The sequence below is a fragment of the Pantoea sp. SM3 genome, from assembly GCF_000963995.1.
Classification (GTDB): domain Bacteria; phylum Pseudomonadota; class Gammaproteobacteria; order Enterobacterales; family Enterobacteriaceae; genus Pantoea; species Pantoea rwandensis_B.
Genome location: NZ_JZRD01000053.1, coordinates 1 through 15,845, shown reverse-complemented (window position 1 = coordinate 15,845; position 15,845 = coordinate 1). Strand labels below are relative to the sequence as shown.

The 15,845-nt window shown below is 53.9% G+C and carries 12 protein-coding genes; 7 read left to right on the top strand and 5 right to left on the bottom strand.

Features of this window, described 5'->3' with window-relative positions:
* Nucleotides 1–148: 148 nt before the first annotated feature.
* The 3 genes from aceF to pdhR all read right to left on the bottom strand — a co-directional run bounded on the left by aceF (nt 149) and on the right by pdhR (nt 5,609).
* Nucleotides 149–2,035, bottom strand: coding sequence for a pyruvate dehydrogenase complex dihydrolipoyllysine-residue acetyltransferase (aceF, locus tag VI01_RS23155; RefSeq protein WP_045816805.1), 1,887 nt, complete (start codon nt 2,033–2,035; stop codon nt 149–151).
* Between the two features lie 14 nt (nt 2,036–2,049).
* Nucleotides 2,050–4,716 carry a pyruvate dehydrogenase (acetyl-transferring), homodimeric type gene (gene aceE / locus VI01_RS23150; RefSeq protein WP_034829620.1) on the bottom strand — a complete coding sequence of 889 codons (2,667 nt, stop codon included), beginning with the start codon at nt 4,714–4,716 and terminating at the stop codon, nt 2,050–2,052.
* A gap of 128 nt (nt 4,717–4,844) precedes the next feature.
* The gene (gene pdhR / locus VI01_RS23145; protein WP_034829622.1) at nt 4,845–5,609 is read right to left on the bottom strand and encodes a pyruvate dehydrogenase complex transcriptional repressor PdhR; all 765 of its coding nucleotides are present in this window, start codon (nt 5,607–5,609) and stop codon (nt 4,845–4,847) included.
* Nucleotides 5,610–6,122: 513 nt separating this feature from the next.
* Between pdhR and aroP the strand changes: the two genes are divergently transcribed.
* The 3 genes from aroP to VI01_RS23130 all read left to right on the top strand — a co-directional run bounded on the left by aroP (nt 6,123) and on the right by VI01_RS23130 (nt 9,997).
* Entirely contained in the window at nt 6,123–7,478 is a 1,356-nt protein-coding gene (gene aroP / locus VI01_RS23140) for an aromatic amino acid transporter AroP (protein WP_038649040.1), read from the top strand.
* A 162-nt stretch (nt 7,479–7,640) separates the two neighbouring features.
* Nucleotides 7,641–9,047 carry a glycoside-pentoside-hexuronide (GPH):cation symporter gene (locus VI01_RS23135; protein WP_045816804.1) on the top strand — a complete coding sequence of 469 codons (1,407 nt, stop codon included), beginning with the start codon at nt 7,641–7,643 and terminating at the stop codon, nt 9,045–9,047.
* Entirely contained in the window at nt 9,044–9,997 is a 954-nt protein-coding gene (locus VI01_RS23130) for a family 43 glycosylhydrolase (RefSeq protein WP_045816803.1), read from the top strand. Before VI01_RS23135 ends, VI01_RS23130 begins: the two co-directional genes overlap by 4 nt.
* Here the strand turns inward: VI01_RS23130 and ampE are convergent.
* Together ampE and ampD are read right to left on the bottom strand one after the other, a co-directional pair.
* Nucleotides 9,979–10,833 (bottom strand): beta-lactamase regulator AmpE, encoded by an 855-nt coding sequence (gene ampE, locus VI01_RS23125; protein ID WP_034829634.1) that lies wholly within the window; start codon nt 10,831–10,833, stop codon nt 9,979–9,981. The two genes, VI01_RS23130 and ampE, sit on opposite strands and share 19 nt — an antisense overlap.
* Nucleotides 10,834–10,849: 16 nt before the next feature.
* Nucleotides 10,850–11,401 carry a 1,6-anhydro-N-acetylmuramyl-L-alanine amidase AmpD gene (gene ampD, locus VI01_RS23120; protein ID WP_045816802.1) on the bottom strand — a complete coding sequence of 184 codons (552 nt, stop codon included), beginning with the start codon at nt 11,399–11,401 and terminating at the stop codon, nt 10,850–10,852.
* Nucleotides 11,402–11,582: 181 nt separating this feature from the next.
* Here ampD and nadC point away from each other — a divergent pair, with 181 nt between their 5' ends.
* The 4 genes from nadC (at nt 11,583) to hofC (ending at nt 15,681) form a co-directional block, all read left to right on the top strand.
* Nucleotides 11,583–12,479 (top strand): carboxylating nicotinate-nucleotide diphosphorylase, encoded by an 897-nt coding sequence (nadC, locus tag VI01_RS23115; RefSeq protein WP_045816801.1) that lies wholly within the window; start codon nt 11,583–11,585, stop codon nt 12,477–12,479.
* Between the two features lie 178 nt (nt 12,480–12,657).
* Nucleotides 12,658–13,101 (top strand): prepilin peptidase-dependent pilin, encoded by a 444-nt coding sequence (gene ppdD / locus VI01_RS23110; RefSeq protein WP_045816800.1) that lies wholly within the window; start codon nt 12,658–12,660, stop codon nt 13,099–13,101.
* Entirely contained in the window at nt 13,101–14,489 is a 1,389-nt protein-coding gene (gspE, locus tag VI01_RS23105; protein WP_038649051.1) for a type II secretion system protein GspE, read from the top strand. The genes ppdD and gspE overlap by 1 nt, the downstream gene beginning before the upstream one ends.
* Nucleotides 14,482–15,681, top strand: coding sequence for a protein transport protein HofC (hofC, locus tag VI01_RS23100; RefSeq protein ID WP_045816799.1), 1,200 nt, complete (start codon nt 14,482–14,484; stop codon nt 15,679–15,681). Before gspE ends, hofC begins: the two co-directional genes overlap by 8 nt.
* The last annotated feature ends 164 nt before the right edge of the window (nt 15,682–15,845 follow it).

Here is a 15,845-nt window from a genome sequence, read left to right as displayed (position 1 = left end):
CCAGACGTAGAGCCTATCCCAGGCTCTGCATGCCCTAAATCCACCGGGACATTTCACCGCAAGAGTTTACAGAATTGTTAATAAACTGCCAACCGCGGCAACTCCGAATGCTTACAACAAGGCCGGCATTTGCCGGCCTTGGTTAACTTCACATCACCAGACGGCGAATGTCGGACAGTGTGTTGTTGATGATGGTGATAAAGCGCGCACCATCAGCACCGTCGATCACGCGGTGGTCGAAGGAGAGTGAGATTGGCATCATCAGACGCGGTTCAAACTCTTTACCGTTCCACACCGGCTCCATCGCAGACTTAGACACACCGAGGATCGCCACTTCTGGCGCATTCACGATAGGTGCGAAGTGCGTGGTGCCCAGGCCACCAAGGCTGGAGATGGTGAAGCAACCGCCCTGCATATCGCCAGCGGTCAGCTTGCCATCACGCGCTTTCTTAGAAATCGCCATCAGCTCACGCGACAGTTCAGTAATGCCTTTCTTGTTCACATCTTTGAACACTGGAACCACCAGACCGTTTGGCGTATCAACCGCCACACCGATGTTGATGTATTTCTTCAGCGTCAGTCGTTGTGCATCTTCAGACAGTGAACTGTTGAAACGCGGCATCTGCTCCAGCGCAGCGGCAACGGCTTTCATGATGAACACCACAGGGGTGAACTTCACATCCAGCTTACGTTTTTCCGCTTCGGCGTTTTGCTGCTTACGGAACGCTTCCAGATCGGTGATATCGGTTTTATCGAAGTGCGTAACGTGTGGGATAACCACCCAGTTACGGCTCAGGTTAGCGCCCGAGATTTTCTGGATGCGACCCAGTTCCACTTCTTCGACTTCACCAAACTTGCTGAAGTCCACTTTCGGCCAAGGCAGCAGACCCGGCAGGCTTCCGCCGCTTGCTGCAGCAGCCGGAGCGGCTTCCGCACGTTTCACCGCATCTTTCACGTAAGACTGCACGTCTTCTTTCAGGATGCGACCTTTGCGGCCAGTGCCTTTGACTTTCGCCAGATTGACACCGAACTCACGCGCCAGGCGACGGATCACCGGGGTCGCGTGAACGTAAGCGTCGTTCTCAGCAAACTCACCTTTCGCATCAGCTTTTGCTGCTGGTGCAGCGGCAGGTTTCGCTGCCGCCGGCGCTGGAGCCGCTTCCTGTTTCGCCGCAGGTGCCGCAGCAGCAGGCGCAGCGCCTTCTACTTCAAACACCATGATCAGTGAACCGGTGCTGACTTTATCGCCGGTAGACACTTTCAGCTCTTTCACGGTACCGGCGAATGGTGCAGGCACTTCCATTGACGCTTTGTCGCCTTCAACCACGATCAGTGACTGCTCAGCGGTGACTTTGTCGCCCACTTTGACCAGCACTTCGGTGACTTCAACTTCATCGCCGCCAATGTCTGGCACGTTGACGTCTTTCGCGCCACCCGCAGCAGCCGGGGCCGCAGCGGGAGCCGCTTCCTGCTTCGCGGCTGGGGCCGCAGCCGGTGCAGCACCTTCGGCTTCGAAGATCATGATCAGCGAGCCGGTATTCACTTTATCGCCAGTAGCGATTTTGATCTCTTTCACCACGCCCGCGAACGGTGCTGGCACTTCCATTGAAGCCTTATCGCCTTCAACGGTAAGCAGAGATTGTTCAGCTTCAACTTTATCGCCGACTTTCACCAGAATCTCGGTGACTTCAACTTCATCACCGCCGATATCAGGCACGTTCACTTCTTTGCTTACTGCCGCAGCAGCAGGCGCCGGAGCGGCTTCGGCTTTTTTCTCTTCTGCTGCAGGGGCAGCGGCCGCGCCTTCAGCGTCGAAGATCATGATCAGTGAACCGGTATTCACTTTGTCACCGGTCGCGATCTTGATCTCTTTGACGACGCCCGCTTGTGGCGAAGGCACTTCCATTGAGGCTTTATCGCCTTCCACGGTGATCAGCGACTGTTCAGCTTCAACTTTGTCGCCCACCTTCACCAGGATTTCGGTGACTTCAACTTCGTCTGACCCGATATCCGGTACGTTAATTTCGATAGCCATTACTCTCTTACCTCTTAAGCCAGACGCGGGTTAACTTTATCGGCATCGATGCTGAATTTGGTGATCGCTTCTGCCACCACTTTCTTATCGATTTCGCCGCGTTTAGCCAGCTCACCCAGCGCTGCAACCACAACATACGATGCATCCACTTCGAAGTGGTGACGCAGGTTTTCGCGGCTGTCTGAACGACCGAAGCCATCGGTACCCAGTACGCGATAATCGCTTGAAGGTACGTAGCTGCGAACCTGTTCTGCGAACAACTTCATGTAGTCCGTTGAGGCAACAGCTGGCGCTTCGTTCATTACCTGAGCGATGTACGGCACGCGAGGCGCTTCAGTTGGGTGCAGCATGTTCCAGCGCTCACAATCCTGGCCATCACGCGCCAGTTCAGTGAACGAGGTGACGCTGTAAACGTCAGAACCGATGCCGTAGTCTTTCGCCAGGATCTGTGCGGCTTCGCGCACGTGGCGCAGGATAGAACCTGAACCCAGCAGCTGCACTTTGCCTTTGCTACCGTCTACAGTTTCCAGCTTGTAGATACCCTTACGGATACCCTCTTCCGCACCCTGCGGCATCGCAGGCATGTGGTAGTTTTCGTTCAGCGTGGTGATGTAGTAGTAGATGTTTTCCTGCGCTTCGCCGTACATACGCACCAGACCATCTTGCATGATGACCGCAACTTCGTACGCGTAAGACGGATCGTAAGAGATACAGTTCGGGATAGTCAGTGACTGAATGTGGCTATGGCCATCTTCGTGCTGCAGACCTTCACCGTTCAGCGTCGTACGACCTGAGGTACCGCCGACCAGGAAGCCGCGCGCCTGTTGGTCGCCCGCCAGCCACATCAGATCGCCGATACGCTGGAAACCGAACATTGAGTAATAGATGTAGAACGGAATCATCGGCAGGTTGTTGGTGCTGTAAGAGGTCGCCGCCGCCAGCCAGGATGAACCTGCACCCAGCTCGTTGATCCCTTCCTGCAGAATCTGGCCTTTCTCGTCTTCTTTATAATAAGCAACCTGCTCACGGTCCTGCGGGGTGTATTGCTGGCCGTTCGGGCTGTAAATACCGATCTGACGGAACAGACCTTCCATACCGAAGGTACGCGCTTCATCCGCAAGGATTGGCACCAGACGATCTTTGATCGACTTGTTCTTCAGCATCACGTTCAGGGCACGTACAAACGCGATGGTGGTCGAGATCTCTTTGTTCTGCTCTTCCAGCAACGGTTTGAACTCTTCCAGCGTTGGCATTTCCAGCTTCTCGCTGAACTCTGCCTGACGGGTTGGCAGGTAGCCACCCAGTTTCTCACGCTGACCGTGCAGGTAGTTATATTCGTCAGAACCTTTCTCGAAGGTCACGTACGGCAGGCTTTCGATCTGATCGTCAGCCACTGGCACGTTGAAGCGATCACGGATGTAGCGAACGCCATCCATGTTCATCTTCTTCACCTGGTGCGCGATGTTTTTACCTTCCGCAGTGTCACCCATACCATAACCTTTGATGGTATGTGCCAGGATCAGGGTCGGCTGACCTTTAGTGTCCTGCGCTTTTTTCAGTGCCGCGTAGATTTTCTTCGGATCGTGACCACCACGGTTCAGGGCGAAGATCTCTTCGTCTGACCAGTCTTTCACCAGTGCTGCGGTCTCCGGGTATTTACCGAAGAAGTGCTCACGCACGTAAGCGCCATCACGGGATTTGAAGGTCTGGTAGTCGCCATCCACGGTTTCGTTCATCAGCTGGATCAGTTTACCGCTGGTGTCCTGCTTCAGCAGTTCATCCCAACGCGCGCCCCAGATCACTTTGATCACGTTCCAGCCAGCACCGGCAAAGATGCCTTCCAGCTCGTTGATGATTTTGCCATTACCGGTAACCGGGCCATCAAGGCGCTGCAGGTTACAGTTAATGATGAACACCAGGTTGTCCAGCTTCTCACGGGTGGCGATGGTGATCGCACCTTTAGATTCTGGCTCATCCATCTCGCCATCACCGAGGAAGGCGTAAACGGTCTGGTTAGACGTGTCTTTCAGGCCACGGTGTTCCAGATATTTCAGGAACTTCGCCTGATAGATCGCGTTCAGTGGACCCAGGCCCATAGACACGGTTGGGAACTGCCAGAAGTCAGGCATCAGTTTCGGGTGCGGGTAAGACGAGAGACCTTTACCGTGCACTTCCTGACGGAAGTTGTTCATCTGCTCTTCGGTCAGACGGCCTTCAAGGAAAGCACGCGAGTAGATGCCTGGAGAGATATGGCCCTGGAAGTAAACCAGATCGCCGCCGTCTTTATCACTGCGCGCACGGAAGAAGTGGTTGAAGCACACTTCATAAATGGTGGCAGAAGACTGGAAAGATGAGAGGTGACCACCCAGCTCCAGATCTTTCTTCGATGCACGCAGGACCGACATAATGGCGTTCCAGCGAATTGCGGAACGGATACGACGTTCAAGAGAGGTGTTGCCCGGATAGTCCGGTTCATCTTCAACAGCAATAGAGTTGATGTAGTTACTGATAGCCGACGCACCGCCAGCCACTTTCACGCCACCTTTGCGTGCTGCGTTCAATACCTGATCAAGCAGATACTGCGCGCGCTCAACACCTTCTTCACGGATGACCGATTCGATCGCCTGTAGCCAGTCACGAGTTTCGATCGGATCCACGTCATTCTGTAAACGTTCTGACATGGGGTGTGTTCCTTATCTGTGTCTAATACGTTGAATTATCAGGAGCCTGTCTGCTTGTGCTTTGCTTCTGGTTCACAGCACAAGTAAGACAGGCCCGTCGTTTATGTCCGCACGTTCGTTGCCGTGCGTTATTCCTTACGTTGCTGTAAACGACGCAGGGAGCGTTCACGACGGCTCTGCTCCCGACTTCTATCCAGCAAGATTTCCTCAATAAACGCCAGGTGACGATGGGATGCCTCGCGTGCTTGTTCTGGCTCACGAGCCACAATCGCCTCAAAGATACTGGCGCGGTGACCGCTCACTTTCGCCAGCATTTCCCGGCGAGCGTAAAGCAATTCGAAATTCTGACGGACGTTTTGTTCCAGCATAGGGCCCATGGAACGCAGCAAATGTAAAAGCACCACATTATGGGCGGCTTCTGTGACAGCGATCTGATACTTCATCACTGCATCTGCTTCGGCATCCAGATCGCCGCTGTCCTGCGCCTGTTGGATGTGAACATGGCAGTCGCGGATACGCTGCAAGTCTTCATCCGTGCCACGCAGCGCCGCATAATAGGCAGCAACACCTTCCAGTGCGTGACGGGTTTCCAGCAGGTCAAACTGGGATTCTGGATGTTCGGCAAGCAGGCTGACTAAGGGATCGCTCATGCTTTGCCAGAGATTTGTTTGCACGAAGGTACCACCGCCCTGACGGCGTAGCAGCAGGCCTTTGGCTTCCAGGCTCTGAATCGCTTCGCGCAGGGATGGACGTGAGACATCAAACTGTTTCGCCAGTTCGCGCTCGGGGAGAAGCTTTTCACCTGGCTGGAGCGTCCCTTCCATAATGAGAGACTCCAACTGTTGCTCGATCGCATCGGAGAGCTTGGGTTGGCGAATTTTACTGTAAGCCATCTTCCCTTCTTATTGTGAAAACGCCCGGAGTAAATTGGTAATACCAATTGAAAAATGGTGCCCGTAAAGTAACAAAGTATTCACCTTGTGTCTATATGGCAGGCATCACACTTCCGGGGTATATCGCTGTTACAGCGCGCTAACTTACCGTGATAAAGGCATATATTTGCTACGTAAGTGAATTGTTAACAGATTTCACTTTTACCAAACCTTACACTGAGTTAGCCCTAAGCCTTACAGGCAACCATAAGGGAAAGCTATTCGTGTTTATTGATTTTTCATGTCAGAAATAGCGCGAGCGATACCCAGTGGATAGTGCTGCTTTTTCAGCCATCTCTCAGCACAAAAAGCAAAAGCAGGTGCAAAGCGGCGCGCTTATCACTATTCTGGTCGCCATGGTAGTTTCAGCATGCACACAGCACGCCAAATACCGTAAAGAAAAGAATACATTGCGTAAAACAGCCTTACAGTGCGCGCACTGCAGGTGCACAATAACAACATCACGAGGTTTGTATGGAACAACAGCATGGCGAATCGCTGCACCGCGGCCTGAAAAATCGCCATATTCAGCTGATTGCGCTGGGCGGTGCCGTGGGTACTGGCCTGTTTCTGGGCAGCGCATCAGTGATTAAATCGGCCGGCCCGGCCGTGATTCTCGGTTATGCAATTGCAGGATTTATTGCCTTTCTGATTATGCGCCAGTTAGGTGAAATGGTAGTGGAAGAGCCGGTCGCCGGCAGCTTCAGCCACTTCGCTTACAAATACTGGGGCAACTTTGCCGGTTTTGCCTCAGGCTGGAACTACTGGGTGCTGTACGTTTTGGTCGCGATGGCCGAACTGAGTGCTGTCGGTAAATACATCCAATTCTGGTATCCCGAATTCCCTACCTGGGCCAGTGCGGCGATCTTCTTCGTCGTCATTAACGCCATCAACCTGACCAACGTTAAAGTGTTCGGGGAAATGGAGTTCTGGTTCGCGATCATCAAGGTTGTCGCGGTTATCGGCATGATCCTGTTCGGCGGCTGGCTGCTGTTCAGCGGCAACGCCGGCCCGCAGGCCAGTGTAACCAACCTATGGAGCCAGGGTGGTTTCCTGCCACACGGTATGACCGGCCTGGTGATGATGATGGCGATCATTATGTTCTCGTTTGGTGGTCTTGAGCTGGTGGGTATCACGGCGGCTGAGGCTGACAATCCGCAAGAGAGCATCCCGAAAGCCACTAATCAGGTACTGTGGCGTATCCTGATTTTCTATATTGGTTCACTGGCAGTGTTGCTGTCATTGATGCCATGGACGCGCGTCACCGAAGAGACCAGCCCGTTCGTGCTAATCTTCCATGAATTGGGTGATGCACTGGTGGCGAATGCCCTGAACGTGGTGATCCTGACAGCCGCGCTGTCGGTCTATAACAGTTGCGTGTATTGCAACAGCCGTATGCTGTTCGGCTTAGCGCAGCAGGGCAATGCGCCAAAAGCGCTGCTCAATGTTGATAAACGCGGCGTGCCAGTTGCTACGATTCTGGTGTCTGCGGTAGCCACAGCGCTGTGCGTCCTGATCAACTACCTGATGCCGGGTGAAGCGTTTGGCCTGCTGATGTCACTGGTGGTTTCTGCGCTGGTGATCAACTGGGCGATGATCAGCCTGGCACACATGAAATTCCGCAAGAAGAAAGACCAGCAGGGTGTGACTACGCGCTTTAAAGCGGTGCTCTATCCGTTTGGTAACTGGCTCTGCCTGGCCTTCATGGCGGCAGTACTGGTGATCATGGCGATCACACCAGGTATGGCGATTTCTGTGTGGCTGATTCCTGTCTGGATCATTATCCTGGCAGTGGGTTACACCATCAAAAATAAAGTGCAAAAAGCCTAATGTATGCCCTTGCCCGGTGCGCCGTCGCCGGGCAACACTTCTGATCTGCCTCACACTTTTCTGCGCCCACCTGTTTTGTCCATCTACGTGACCAATTGTTCCCCAGCAGGTTACTGATTTAACGCTGATAATTTCGTCTCACCTTGCCGCTGGAGACGAACAATGAAAGGCGCAGCACTCTCATTCAGAGAGAAACTGGGATACGGCATGGGCGATGCCGGATGTAATATGATCGGCGGCGCGATCATGCTTTTCCTTAACTATTTTTACACCGATGTGTTTGGCCTTGCGCCTGCGCTGGTCGGTACACTGCTACTTTCTGTTCGCGTGCTGGATGCGGTCACCGATCCGATTATGGGCGCCATCGCCGATCGTACTCAAAGCCGCTGGGGACGATTCCGCCCGTGGCTACTGTGGGTTTCCGTACCCTATGTGCTGTTCAGCGTGTTGATGTTCACCACCCCAGAGTGGAGTTATGACAACAAAGTTATCTGGGCCTTTGTCACCTACTTCCTGATGTCGCTCACCTACACCGCCATCAATATTCCTTACTGCTCGTTGGGCGGTGTGATAACCAACGATCCCGGTGAGCGTGTGTCCTGCCAATCTTACCGCTTTGTGATGGTTGGCGTGGCGACACTGATTCTGTCGCTATCACTGCTACCGATGGCCGAGTGGTTTGGCGGTGACAATAAAGCGCGCGGGTATCAGATGGCGATGAGCGTGCTGGCGCTGATAGGTCTGGTGATGTTCCTGTTCTGTTTTGCCACGGTACGCGAACGTATTCGTCCAGCCGCGCCCAGTAATGATGATTTGAAGAAAGATCTGCGTGACGTCTGGAAGAACGATCAATGGGTGCGCATTCTCCTCCTCACCTTCTGCAATGTTTGTCCCGGCTTTATCCGCATGGCCGCCACCATGTATTACGTTACCTGGGTGATGGGGAAATCCACGCATTTTGCCACGCTGTTTATTAGCCTGGGTGTGATTGGCATGATGTTCGGCAGTACGCTGGCAAAAATCCTCACCGACCGCTGGTGCAAGCTGAAGGTGTTTTTCTGGACCAATATCGCGCTGGCACTCTTCTCCTGCGGTTTCTATTGGATTGATCCTCACGCGACTGTGGCAGTGGTTGTCGCTTACTTCCTGCTTAATATCCTGCATCAAATCCCGTCGCCACTGCATTGGTCGCTGATGGCGGATGTCGATGATTATGGCGAATGGAAAACGGGGAAACGTATCACCGGCATGAGCTTTTCCGGCAATCTGTTCTTCCTGAAAGTCGGCCTGGCTGTGGCTGGTGCGATGGTCGGTTTCCTGCTCTCGATTTATGGATATGACGCAAGCGCTCAACAGCAACAGCCTTCCGCCATCAACGGCATCATGCTGCTGTTTACCGTGATTCCCGGTGTCGGCTATCTGATCACCGCCGGTGTGGTGCGCTTGCTGAAGGTGGATCGCAAACTCATGCGCATCATTCAGGATGATCTTGCGCTACGCCGTGCCAACGCACGTGAATTATCCCCTGCCTCACTGACTGTCACCCCGCAACCTGGAGAGATCAAATGAGCTGGCCAAATCCCTTTATTACCCAACGCGCCGATCCATTTATCCTGCGTCATGGCGCAGGCTACTACTTCGTAGCATCGGTGCCAGAGTATGACCGACTCGAAATTCGTCACGCTGCCACGCTGAACGGCCTGATTGAGGTCGAAGCGGTGACGGTGTGGCGTAAACCCGATACCGGACCGTTCAGTGCGTTGATTTGGGCACCCGAACTGCATCATATCAATGGGCAATGGGTGATTTACTTTGCTGCTGCCCCAACGCGCGACATCAAAGATGGTCTGTTTCAGCATCGCATGTATGCGCTGGTGTGTGATGACAACGATCCGCTTTCCGGCCACTGGCAACCTGTTCGCCGTGTGTTTACCCCAATCGACTCTTTTTCGCTCGATGCGACGCATTTCGTGCATCAGGGCAAAAACTGGTATCTGTGGGCACAGAAGGATCCCGCTATTCCGGGCAATTCCAATCTCTATCTCGCGGAATTGCTGAATCCCTGGACGCTGAAAAGCGCACCAGTGATGCTCAGCCGGCCGGAGTATGAGTGGGAATGCGCAGGCTTTAGCGTCAATGAGGGCCCAGCGGTTATTCAGCACGGCGATCGGCTGTTTGTCACCTATTCCGCCAGCGCAACTGATGAGAATTACTGTCTGGGAATACTCAGCATCGACATGATGGCCGATCCCCTCGACAGCACTGCCTGGCAGAAATCTGCGCGTCCAGTCTTCACCACCAGTTGGGAAAATCAACAGTATGGGCCGGGGCATAACAGCTTTACGCGGGACGAAAAAGGCAGGGATGTGCTGGTGTATCACGCACGGAATTACACTGAAATTGAAGGCGATCCGTTATGGGATCCGAACCGCCATACACGACTGAAATACATTGAATGGCGCGAAGACGGCACACTGGATTTCGGTGTACCGCCAGCCGATCACACCAGCGTGCCGTAAATGGTCAGCAGCGCGACCACGACCACCAGCACTAACGATATCCGCTTCGCCAGCGCCACGGCCACCCGTGGCGTTTCCACTTTATCCATATGCGGATCGCGCGCCAGCGAGAACTGCGCCAGACTGGTCAGCACCTGATATTGCGAACGATGCCGATCGCTTAGCGAGGCAAACCACGCAGGCAATGCCCGCTCACCATGGCCTAACAGCGCATAAGCCACACCTGCCAGACGCACCGGTATCCAGTCCAGCACGTGCAGTATGCTGTCTACACCTGACTGCGCGCGCTCCAGTGGAGAATGGTGTTTTGCCAGCCAACTCTGCCAGGCGCGCAGGAAGGCATAACCCACCAGCAGCACAGGGCCATAAGGCCCTCCCACCACAAACCAAAACAGTGGCGCGAGGTAAAAGCGGAAGTTAATCCAAATCAGCGCATTTTGTAGCTCACGCAAAAACTCACGCTCACTGCACTCAACGGGTACACCATGAATCAGTGTCAGTTCCGCTGCCATGGCCTGATGCGCCGCTTCATCATCGTGGCTGGCGGCTTTCAGGTAGCGATGATAGTGCAGACGCACAGAACCTGCGCCGATACACAACAAGCCCACCACAATCCAGAATGCCAGTTGTGCCACGCCAAACAGAATGCCTTTCAGGCTCCACACCAGCAGCCAGACAATCAGCATCGCGATGAGGGTCATCACTAACGTGCGCAGCAGTGAAAATCGCTGGCGTCCGCGAAACAGCGGCTCCAGACGATGATCCAGTTGCCAATGCTCACCCAATTTAAACAGGCGTTCCCAACCTAACACTAATAACAAGCTAAACAACGTCATACCTGCTCCTGCTGTTTCAGGGATTCTCCTGCCTGATAGACTCTTTATAGCGTATCCAGTCAAATGCGGGGCCTGGATCGGTTTTGCGCTGTGGCGCGATATCGCTGTGTCCGGTGATGCGTTCCAGCGTCAGCGGATAGTGCTTAAGCAACAAGGCCGTGACCTTTTTTAAGGTCTTATACTGCGCGTCGGTATACGGCAACGTATCCGTGCCTTCCAGCTCAATGCCCATCGAGAAATCATTACAGTTTTCTCGCCCGGCAAATTGCGACACACCGGCATGCCATGCACGCTGATCAAACGAAACATACTGCACCAACTCACCATCACGACGAATCAGGCAGTGTGCCGCCACGCGCAGCTGCGCGATATCGGCAAAATAGGGGTGGGCATCCGGCGGCAAGGTCCCGGTAAACAATTGATCAATCCACGGGCCACCAAATTCACCCGGAGGCAAACTGATGTTATGAATAATCAGCAACGAGGGAATTTCATTTTCCGGTCGTTGATTAAAGTGCGGCGAGGGCACTTTGCGCGCGCTGGTGATCCAGCCATCTTCCAGTTTCATGCTCTAAATCCCAGGCAAAATCAGGCTGAGAATAACATGTTTCCCCTTTTCGGCTTGTGACTTAATGCGAACGGCGACAGGTGTTAAGGATACTAAACATTTCGGCTATCACGACTGGCATTAGGCCATAAATCAGGCTAAGGTGAGCGCAGTTAAATCCGATTAATGGAGTGGCATAAGCATGGCATCGCGTCGTTACGATCCCGATCATCGTCGTCAGGAACTGATTAAGCGTATTGAACAGGACATCCCCGAAGCCGTTGCGCGCGCACTTCAGGAGGATTTAGGTGGTGAGGTGGATGCTAACCGTGACATCACCGCCCTACTCTTGCCGGAAGATAAACAGGCCGAAGCACAGATCATCACGCGTGAACCCGGTGTTTTTTGTGGTAAACGCTGGGTACAAGAAGTGTTCATCCAACTGGGTAACAAAGTCGCGATTATCTGGCATGTTGAAGACGGCCAGCCCGTGGTGGCTGATCAGCTGCTGTTCGAATTAAAAGGCCCGGCTCGTCTGCTCTTAACCGCTGAGCGGACCGCATTGAACTTCGTACAAACGCTTTCCGGCGTAGCCACAGAAGTCAGTCATTATGTCGAGTTGCTTGATGGCAGCGAAACGCAATTGCTGGATACACGCAAAACCTTGCCAGGGCTGCGTACAGCGCTGAAATATGCCGTATTGTGCGGCGGCGGCAGTAACCATCGGCTAGGTCTTTCCGATGCCTTCCTGATCAAAGAAAACCATATTATCGCCAGCGGTTCGGTTCGCAAAGCCGTTGAGAAAGCGCTGTGGCTGGATCCCGATGTACCGGTTGAAGTTGAGGTAGAGAGCCTGCAAGAACTGCAGGATGCGATTGATGCCGGTGCCGACATTATCATGCTGGATAACTTTAGCTTCGAGATGATGCATGATGCCGTCCTTCTCACCGACAAACGTGCCCTGCTGGAAGTTTCCGGTAACGTCACGGAGGCAACACTGCCGCAGATAGCTAAAACGGGCGTCGACTTCGTTTCGGTGGGCGCTTTGACCAAGCATGTGCGCGCCATGGATCTCTCCATGCGTTTTCGAGAACACTAATTTCCCTCCTCTTACCGCCGCATCTGCGCGGCGGTTTGTGAGTTATCTTCCCGTTTACTGTTACTTCTTCTGCAAACGCTGCGATTCATTACCTCCTGCCTTCCAGCGTTAAACAGTCTCACTATCGCTTTCTGACGCCGTTTTCTACCTTAGCCGCTCCACAACCAGGAGCTGAATAATGGATAGACAACAAGGTTTTACCCTCATCGAATTGATGATAGTGATTGGCATTGTGGCCATTCTTAGTGCTATTGGCCTGCCCAGCTACCAAAATTATCTACAACGCGCCGCGCTGACCGACATGCTGCAAACCATGGTGCCTTATAAAACCGCCGTGGAACTCTGCGCAATTGAACGTGGCGGCCCCACTCAGTGCCAGGCGGGTACGAGCGGGATTCCTGCTGCCAAAGGTTCGCGCTATGTGGCCTCGCTCAGCGTCGTGAATGGCGCAATCACCTTAACGGGTCAGGAGAGTCTTACCGGGTTAAATGTGGAAATGACACCAATATGGAACACCACGGAAGGCACTCTGGACTGGCAACGCAGTTGCACCAGTACCAATACCAGCCTGCGTGACAGCTGCCTTGAACAGTTCCGCTTCACCGATAAGGACACGCGCTGATGCCACAGCCCAACACCCCACTACAGATATTATGTGCACGTTATCAGGCTGTGATGCTTCAGCATGACGCGACATCACTGCGCGTCGCAGTAGCCGAGACGCCCGATCCGCTGCTGCTGGAAGCCCTGCAATTCGCCAGCCAGTGCAAAGTCGAAGTCGAGTGCTGGCCTGCGGCACGACTGGAGCAACTCCTGCACAACCCTGATGACTCGGCGACGATACACGAACCGGCCGCCACCGAAACAGCGATTAATGCCGTTGAGCAGATTTTGCGTCAGGCGATCCAACGCCGTGCTTCTGACGTGCATTTTGAACCTCAGCAGCACGGGTTACGCGTCCGATTTCGTATTGATGGTGTTTTGCACAAGCTGTCACATTTGCCAGATGCACCAACGGCTGCGGTGCTTGCCAGACTGAAAATCCTCGGCGGGCTGGATATCGCCGAGCGTCGCTTGCCACAAGATGGGCAATTCACACTGAACCTTGACGATCAACAGGCCGCATTTCGCCTCTCTACTTTACCCATTAGTCACGGTGAGAAAGCCGTGGTGAGACTGCTGCAAAGTGAAAACAGCGCGATCACACTGGATAAACTCGGCATGCCGGTTGCCCAACTCCGGTTACTGAAGCACGCGCTGGCTAAACCTCAGGGACTGATTCTGGTCACCGGGCCTACCGGCAGCGGTAAAACCTTCACTCTCTACAGCGGATTAAGCGCTCTGAATGTGCCGGATAAAAATGTCTGCAGTGTAGAGGATCCCGTTGAAATTCCTTTAGAGGGCATTAACCAGACGCAAATCCAACCGCGTAGCGGGCTCGATTTTAACCGTGTACTGCGGGCTCTGCTGCGACAGGATCCGGATGTGATTATGGTGGGTGAAATCCGCGATGCCGAAACGGCCAGCATTGCCGTTAAAGCAGCGCAGACCGGGCACCTGGTGCTATCAACATTGCACACCAATTCGACGGCGGAAACACTCACTCGTCTGCGACAGATGGATATTCCCGGTTATTTGCTCGGCCCGGCCTTACAGTTAGTCATCGCGCAGCGTCTGGTACGACGGCTCTGCGAGCACTGCCGCCAGCCTGCACAGGCCCTGGCACACCTGCCACACGACATTTGGCCTGGCACCTTACAAACCTGGCGTGCCCCAGGCTGTGACCACTGCTTCTCGGGCTATTACGGGCGTCTGGCGTTATTTGAGGTGCTGCCGATGAGTAACAAATTACAGAACGCGATTTCAGCCGATATGCCGCTGGAGCACATTATCTCACTGGCCAGTGAAGGCGGGATGAAAACCCTGCTCGCCGCCGGGTTGGAGGCTGTGAGTCGCGGTGACACCTCCTTTGAGGAAGTTCAGCGGGTTGTGGGATTGGAGGATGGCTAATCTCTACCATTATCGCTGGCAGGCGCTGGACACCCAGGGTGCGTTACGGCAAGGAACCGCATTAGTTGCCAGTCAGGAAGTTCTCCTGCAGCAACTCTCAGATCGCGGTATGCTGCCGGTTAGCTGGCAGCGTGGAAAATGCTGGCGCACGCGTGACTGGAAGTGGCAGCACAAAATTGACCTTGTTCGTCAGTTGGCTACCTTGCTCAAGGCAGGATTGCCGCTGGCGGAGAGTTTGACCTTGCTGGCTGAGGGGCACCCGCATGCTGGCTGGCGCGAACTGCTTAATGAATTGCAACGTCGGGTCATGGCCGGAGAGGCATTTTCATCTGCACTTCGCGCCTGGCCGCAGATCTTCCCTGCGCTTTTTCCGGCATTAATGGAAGTGGGTGAACTCACCGGTCAGCTCGATGAATGCTGTCGCCAGTTGGCGGTACAGCAAAGCAAGCAACAGCATTTGAGACAGAAAGTGGTTAAAGCTCTGCGCTATCCACTGTTTATCTTGCTGGTAGCGCTGGCGGTGAGTGCGGGTATGTTGCTGTTTGTGCTGCCCGAATTTGTCTCCGTATATGCCAGTTTTGATGCCCCCCTTCCCGCCTTCACCGCCGCCGTGATGAGTCTGTCAGCGTTTTTACAACAGGCGGCGATCCCCCTGGCGCTAACGATAATGTGCATATTGTTCGGCGCAAGGTGGCTTTACCGTGGTTCCGTGCACTGGCAAATACGTGTTCATCGCTGGCTATTGCGTCTGCCGTTACTTTCAACACTCTGGCGCGGTGGTCAGCTCAGCCAGATTTACGCCGTCCTGCAATTAACGCAGCAGGCCGGACTCACTTTATTACAAAGCCTGCAAGCCGTTGAGGTCACGCTGGGATCGCCACTGTGGCGTGAAGCGATTATCGCGTTACAGCGGCATATCGCTGGCGGCTCACCATTGCATCAGGCTATGCAGCATCATCTGCTTTTCACCGCACTCTGTGCACAACTGATCCGGGTCGGTGAGGAAGCGGGGGCGCTGGATGTCATGCTGGCTCGATTAGCGGAGTGGCATGAAGCACAAACGCTGATGAGGGCTGATGCACTGGCGGCTTCGCTCGAGCCCTTGATGATGATTGTGATCGGTGGAATTGTCGGGACGTTAGTGATTGCCATGTATCTGCCGGTATTTGGCTTAGGCGATGCGATTCGTTGACAGATGCGCGCGGTGCGCACCTGTCTTCAACTTTCAACCTTCAACCTTCAACCTTCAACCTTCAACCTTCAACCTTCAACCATCGATAATTGACCATCAGCCTTTAGCCATCAGCCTTTAGCCATCAGCCTTTAGCCTTTAGCCATCAGCCATCAGCCATCAGC

What these genes read in the sequence shown, in the direction of transcription:
- aceF (WP_045816805.1), bottom strand. Translation starts at nt 2,035, where the DNA reads ATGGCTATCGAAATTAACGTACCGGATATCGGGTCAGACGAAGTTGAA.
- aceE (WP_034829620.1), bottom strand. Translation starts at nt 4,716, where the DNA reads ATGTCAGAACGTTTACAGAATGACGTGGATCCGATCGAAACTCGTGAC.
- pdhR (WP_034829622.1), bottom strand. Translation starts at nt 5,609, where the DNA reads ATGGCTTACAGTAAAATTCGCCAACCCAAGCTCTCCGATGCGATCGAG.
- aroP (WP_038649040.1), top strand. Translation starts at nt 6,123, where the DNA reads ATGGAACAACAGCATGGCGAATCGCTGCACCGCGGCCTGAAAAATCGC.
- VI01_RS23135 (WP_045816804.1), top strand. Translation starts at nt 7,641, where the DNA reads ATGAAAGGCGCAGCACTCTCATTCAGAGAGAAACTGGGATACGGCATG.
- VI01_RS23130 (WP_045816803.1), top strand. Translation starts at nt 9,044, where the DNA reads ATGAGCTGGCCAAATCCCTTTATTACCCAACGCGCCGATCCATTTATC.
- ampE (WP_034829634.1), bottom strand. Translation starts at nt 10,833, where the DNA reads ATGACGTTGTTTAGCTTGTTATTAGTGTTAGGTTGGGAACGCCTGTTT.
- ampD (WP_045816802.1), bottom strand. Translation starts at nt 11,401, where the DNA reads ATGAAACTGGAAGATGGCTGGATCACCAGCGCGCGCAAAGTGCCCTCG.
- nadC (WP_045816801.1), top strand. Translation starts at nt 11,583, where the DNA reads ATGGCATCGCGTCGTTACGATCCCGATCATCGTCGTCAGGAACTGATT.
- ppdD (WP_045816800.1), top strand. Translation starts at nt 12,658, where the DNA reads ATGGATAGACAACAAGGTTTTACCCTCATCGAATTGATGATAGTGATT.
- gspE (WP_038649051.1), top strand. Translation starts at nt 13,101, where the DNA reads ATGCCACAGCCCAACACCCCACTACAGATATTATGTGCACGTTATCAG.
- hofC (WP_045816799.1), top strand. Translation starts at nt 14,482, where the DNA reads ATGGCTAATCTCTACCATTATCGCTGGCAGGCGCTGGACACCCAGGGT.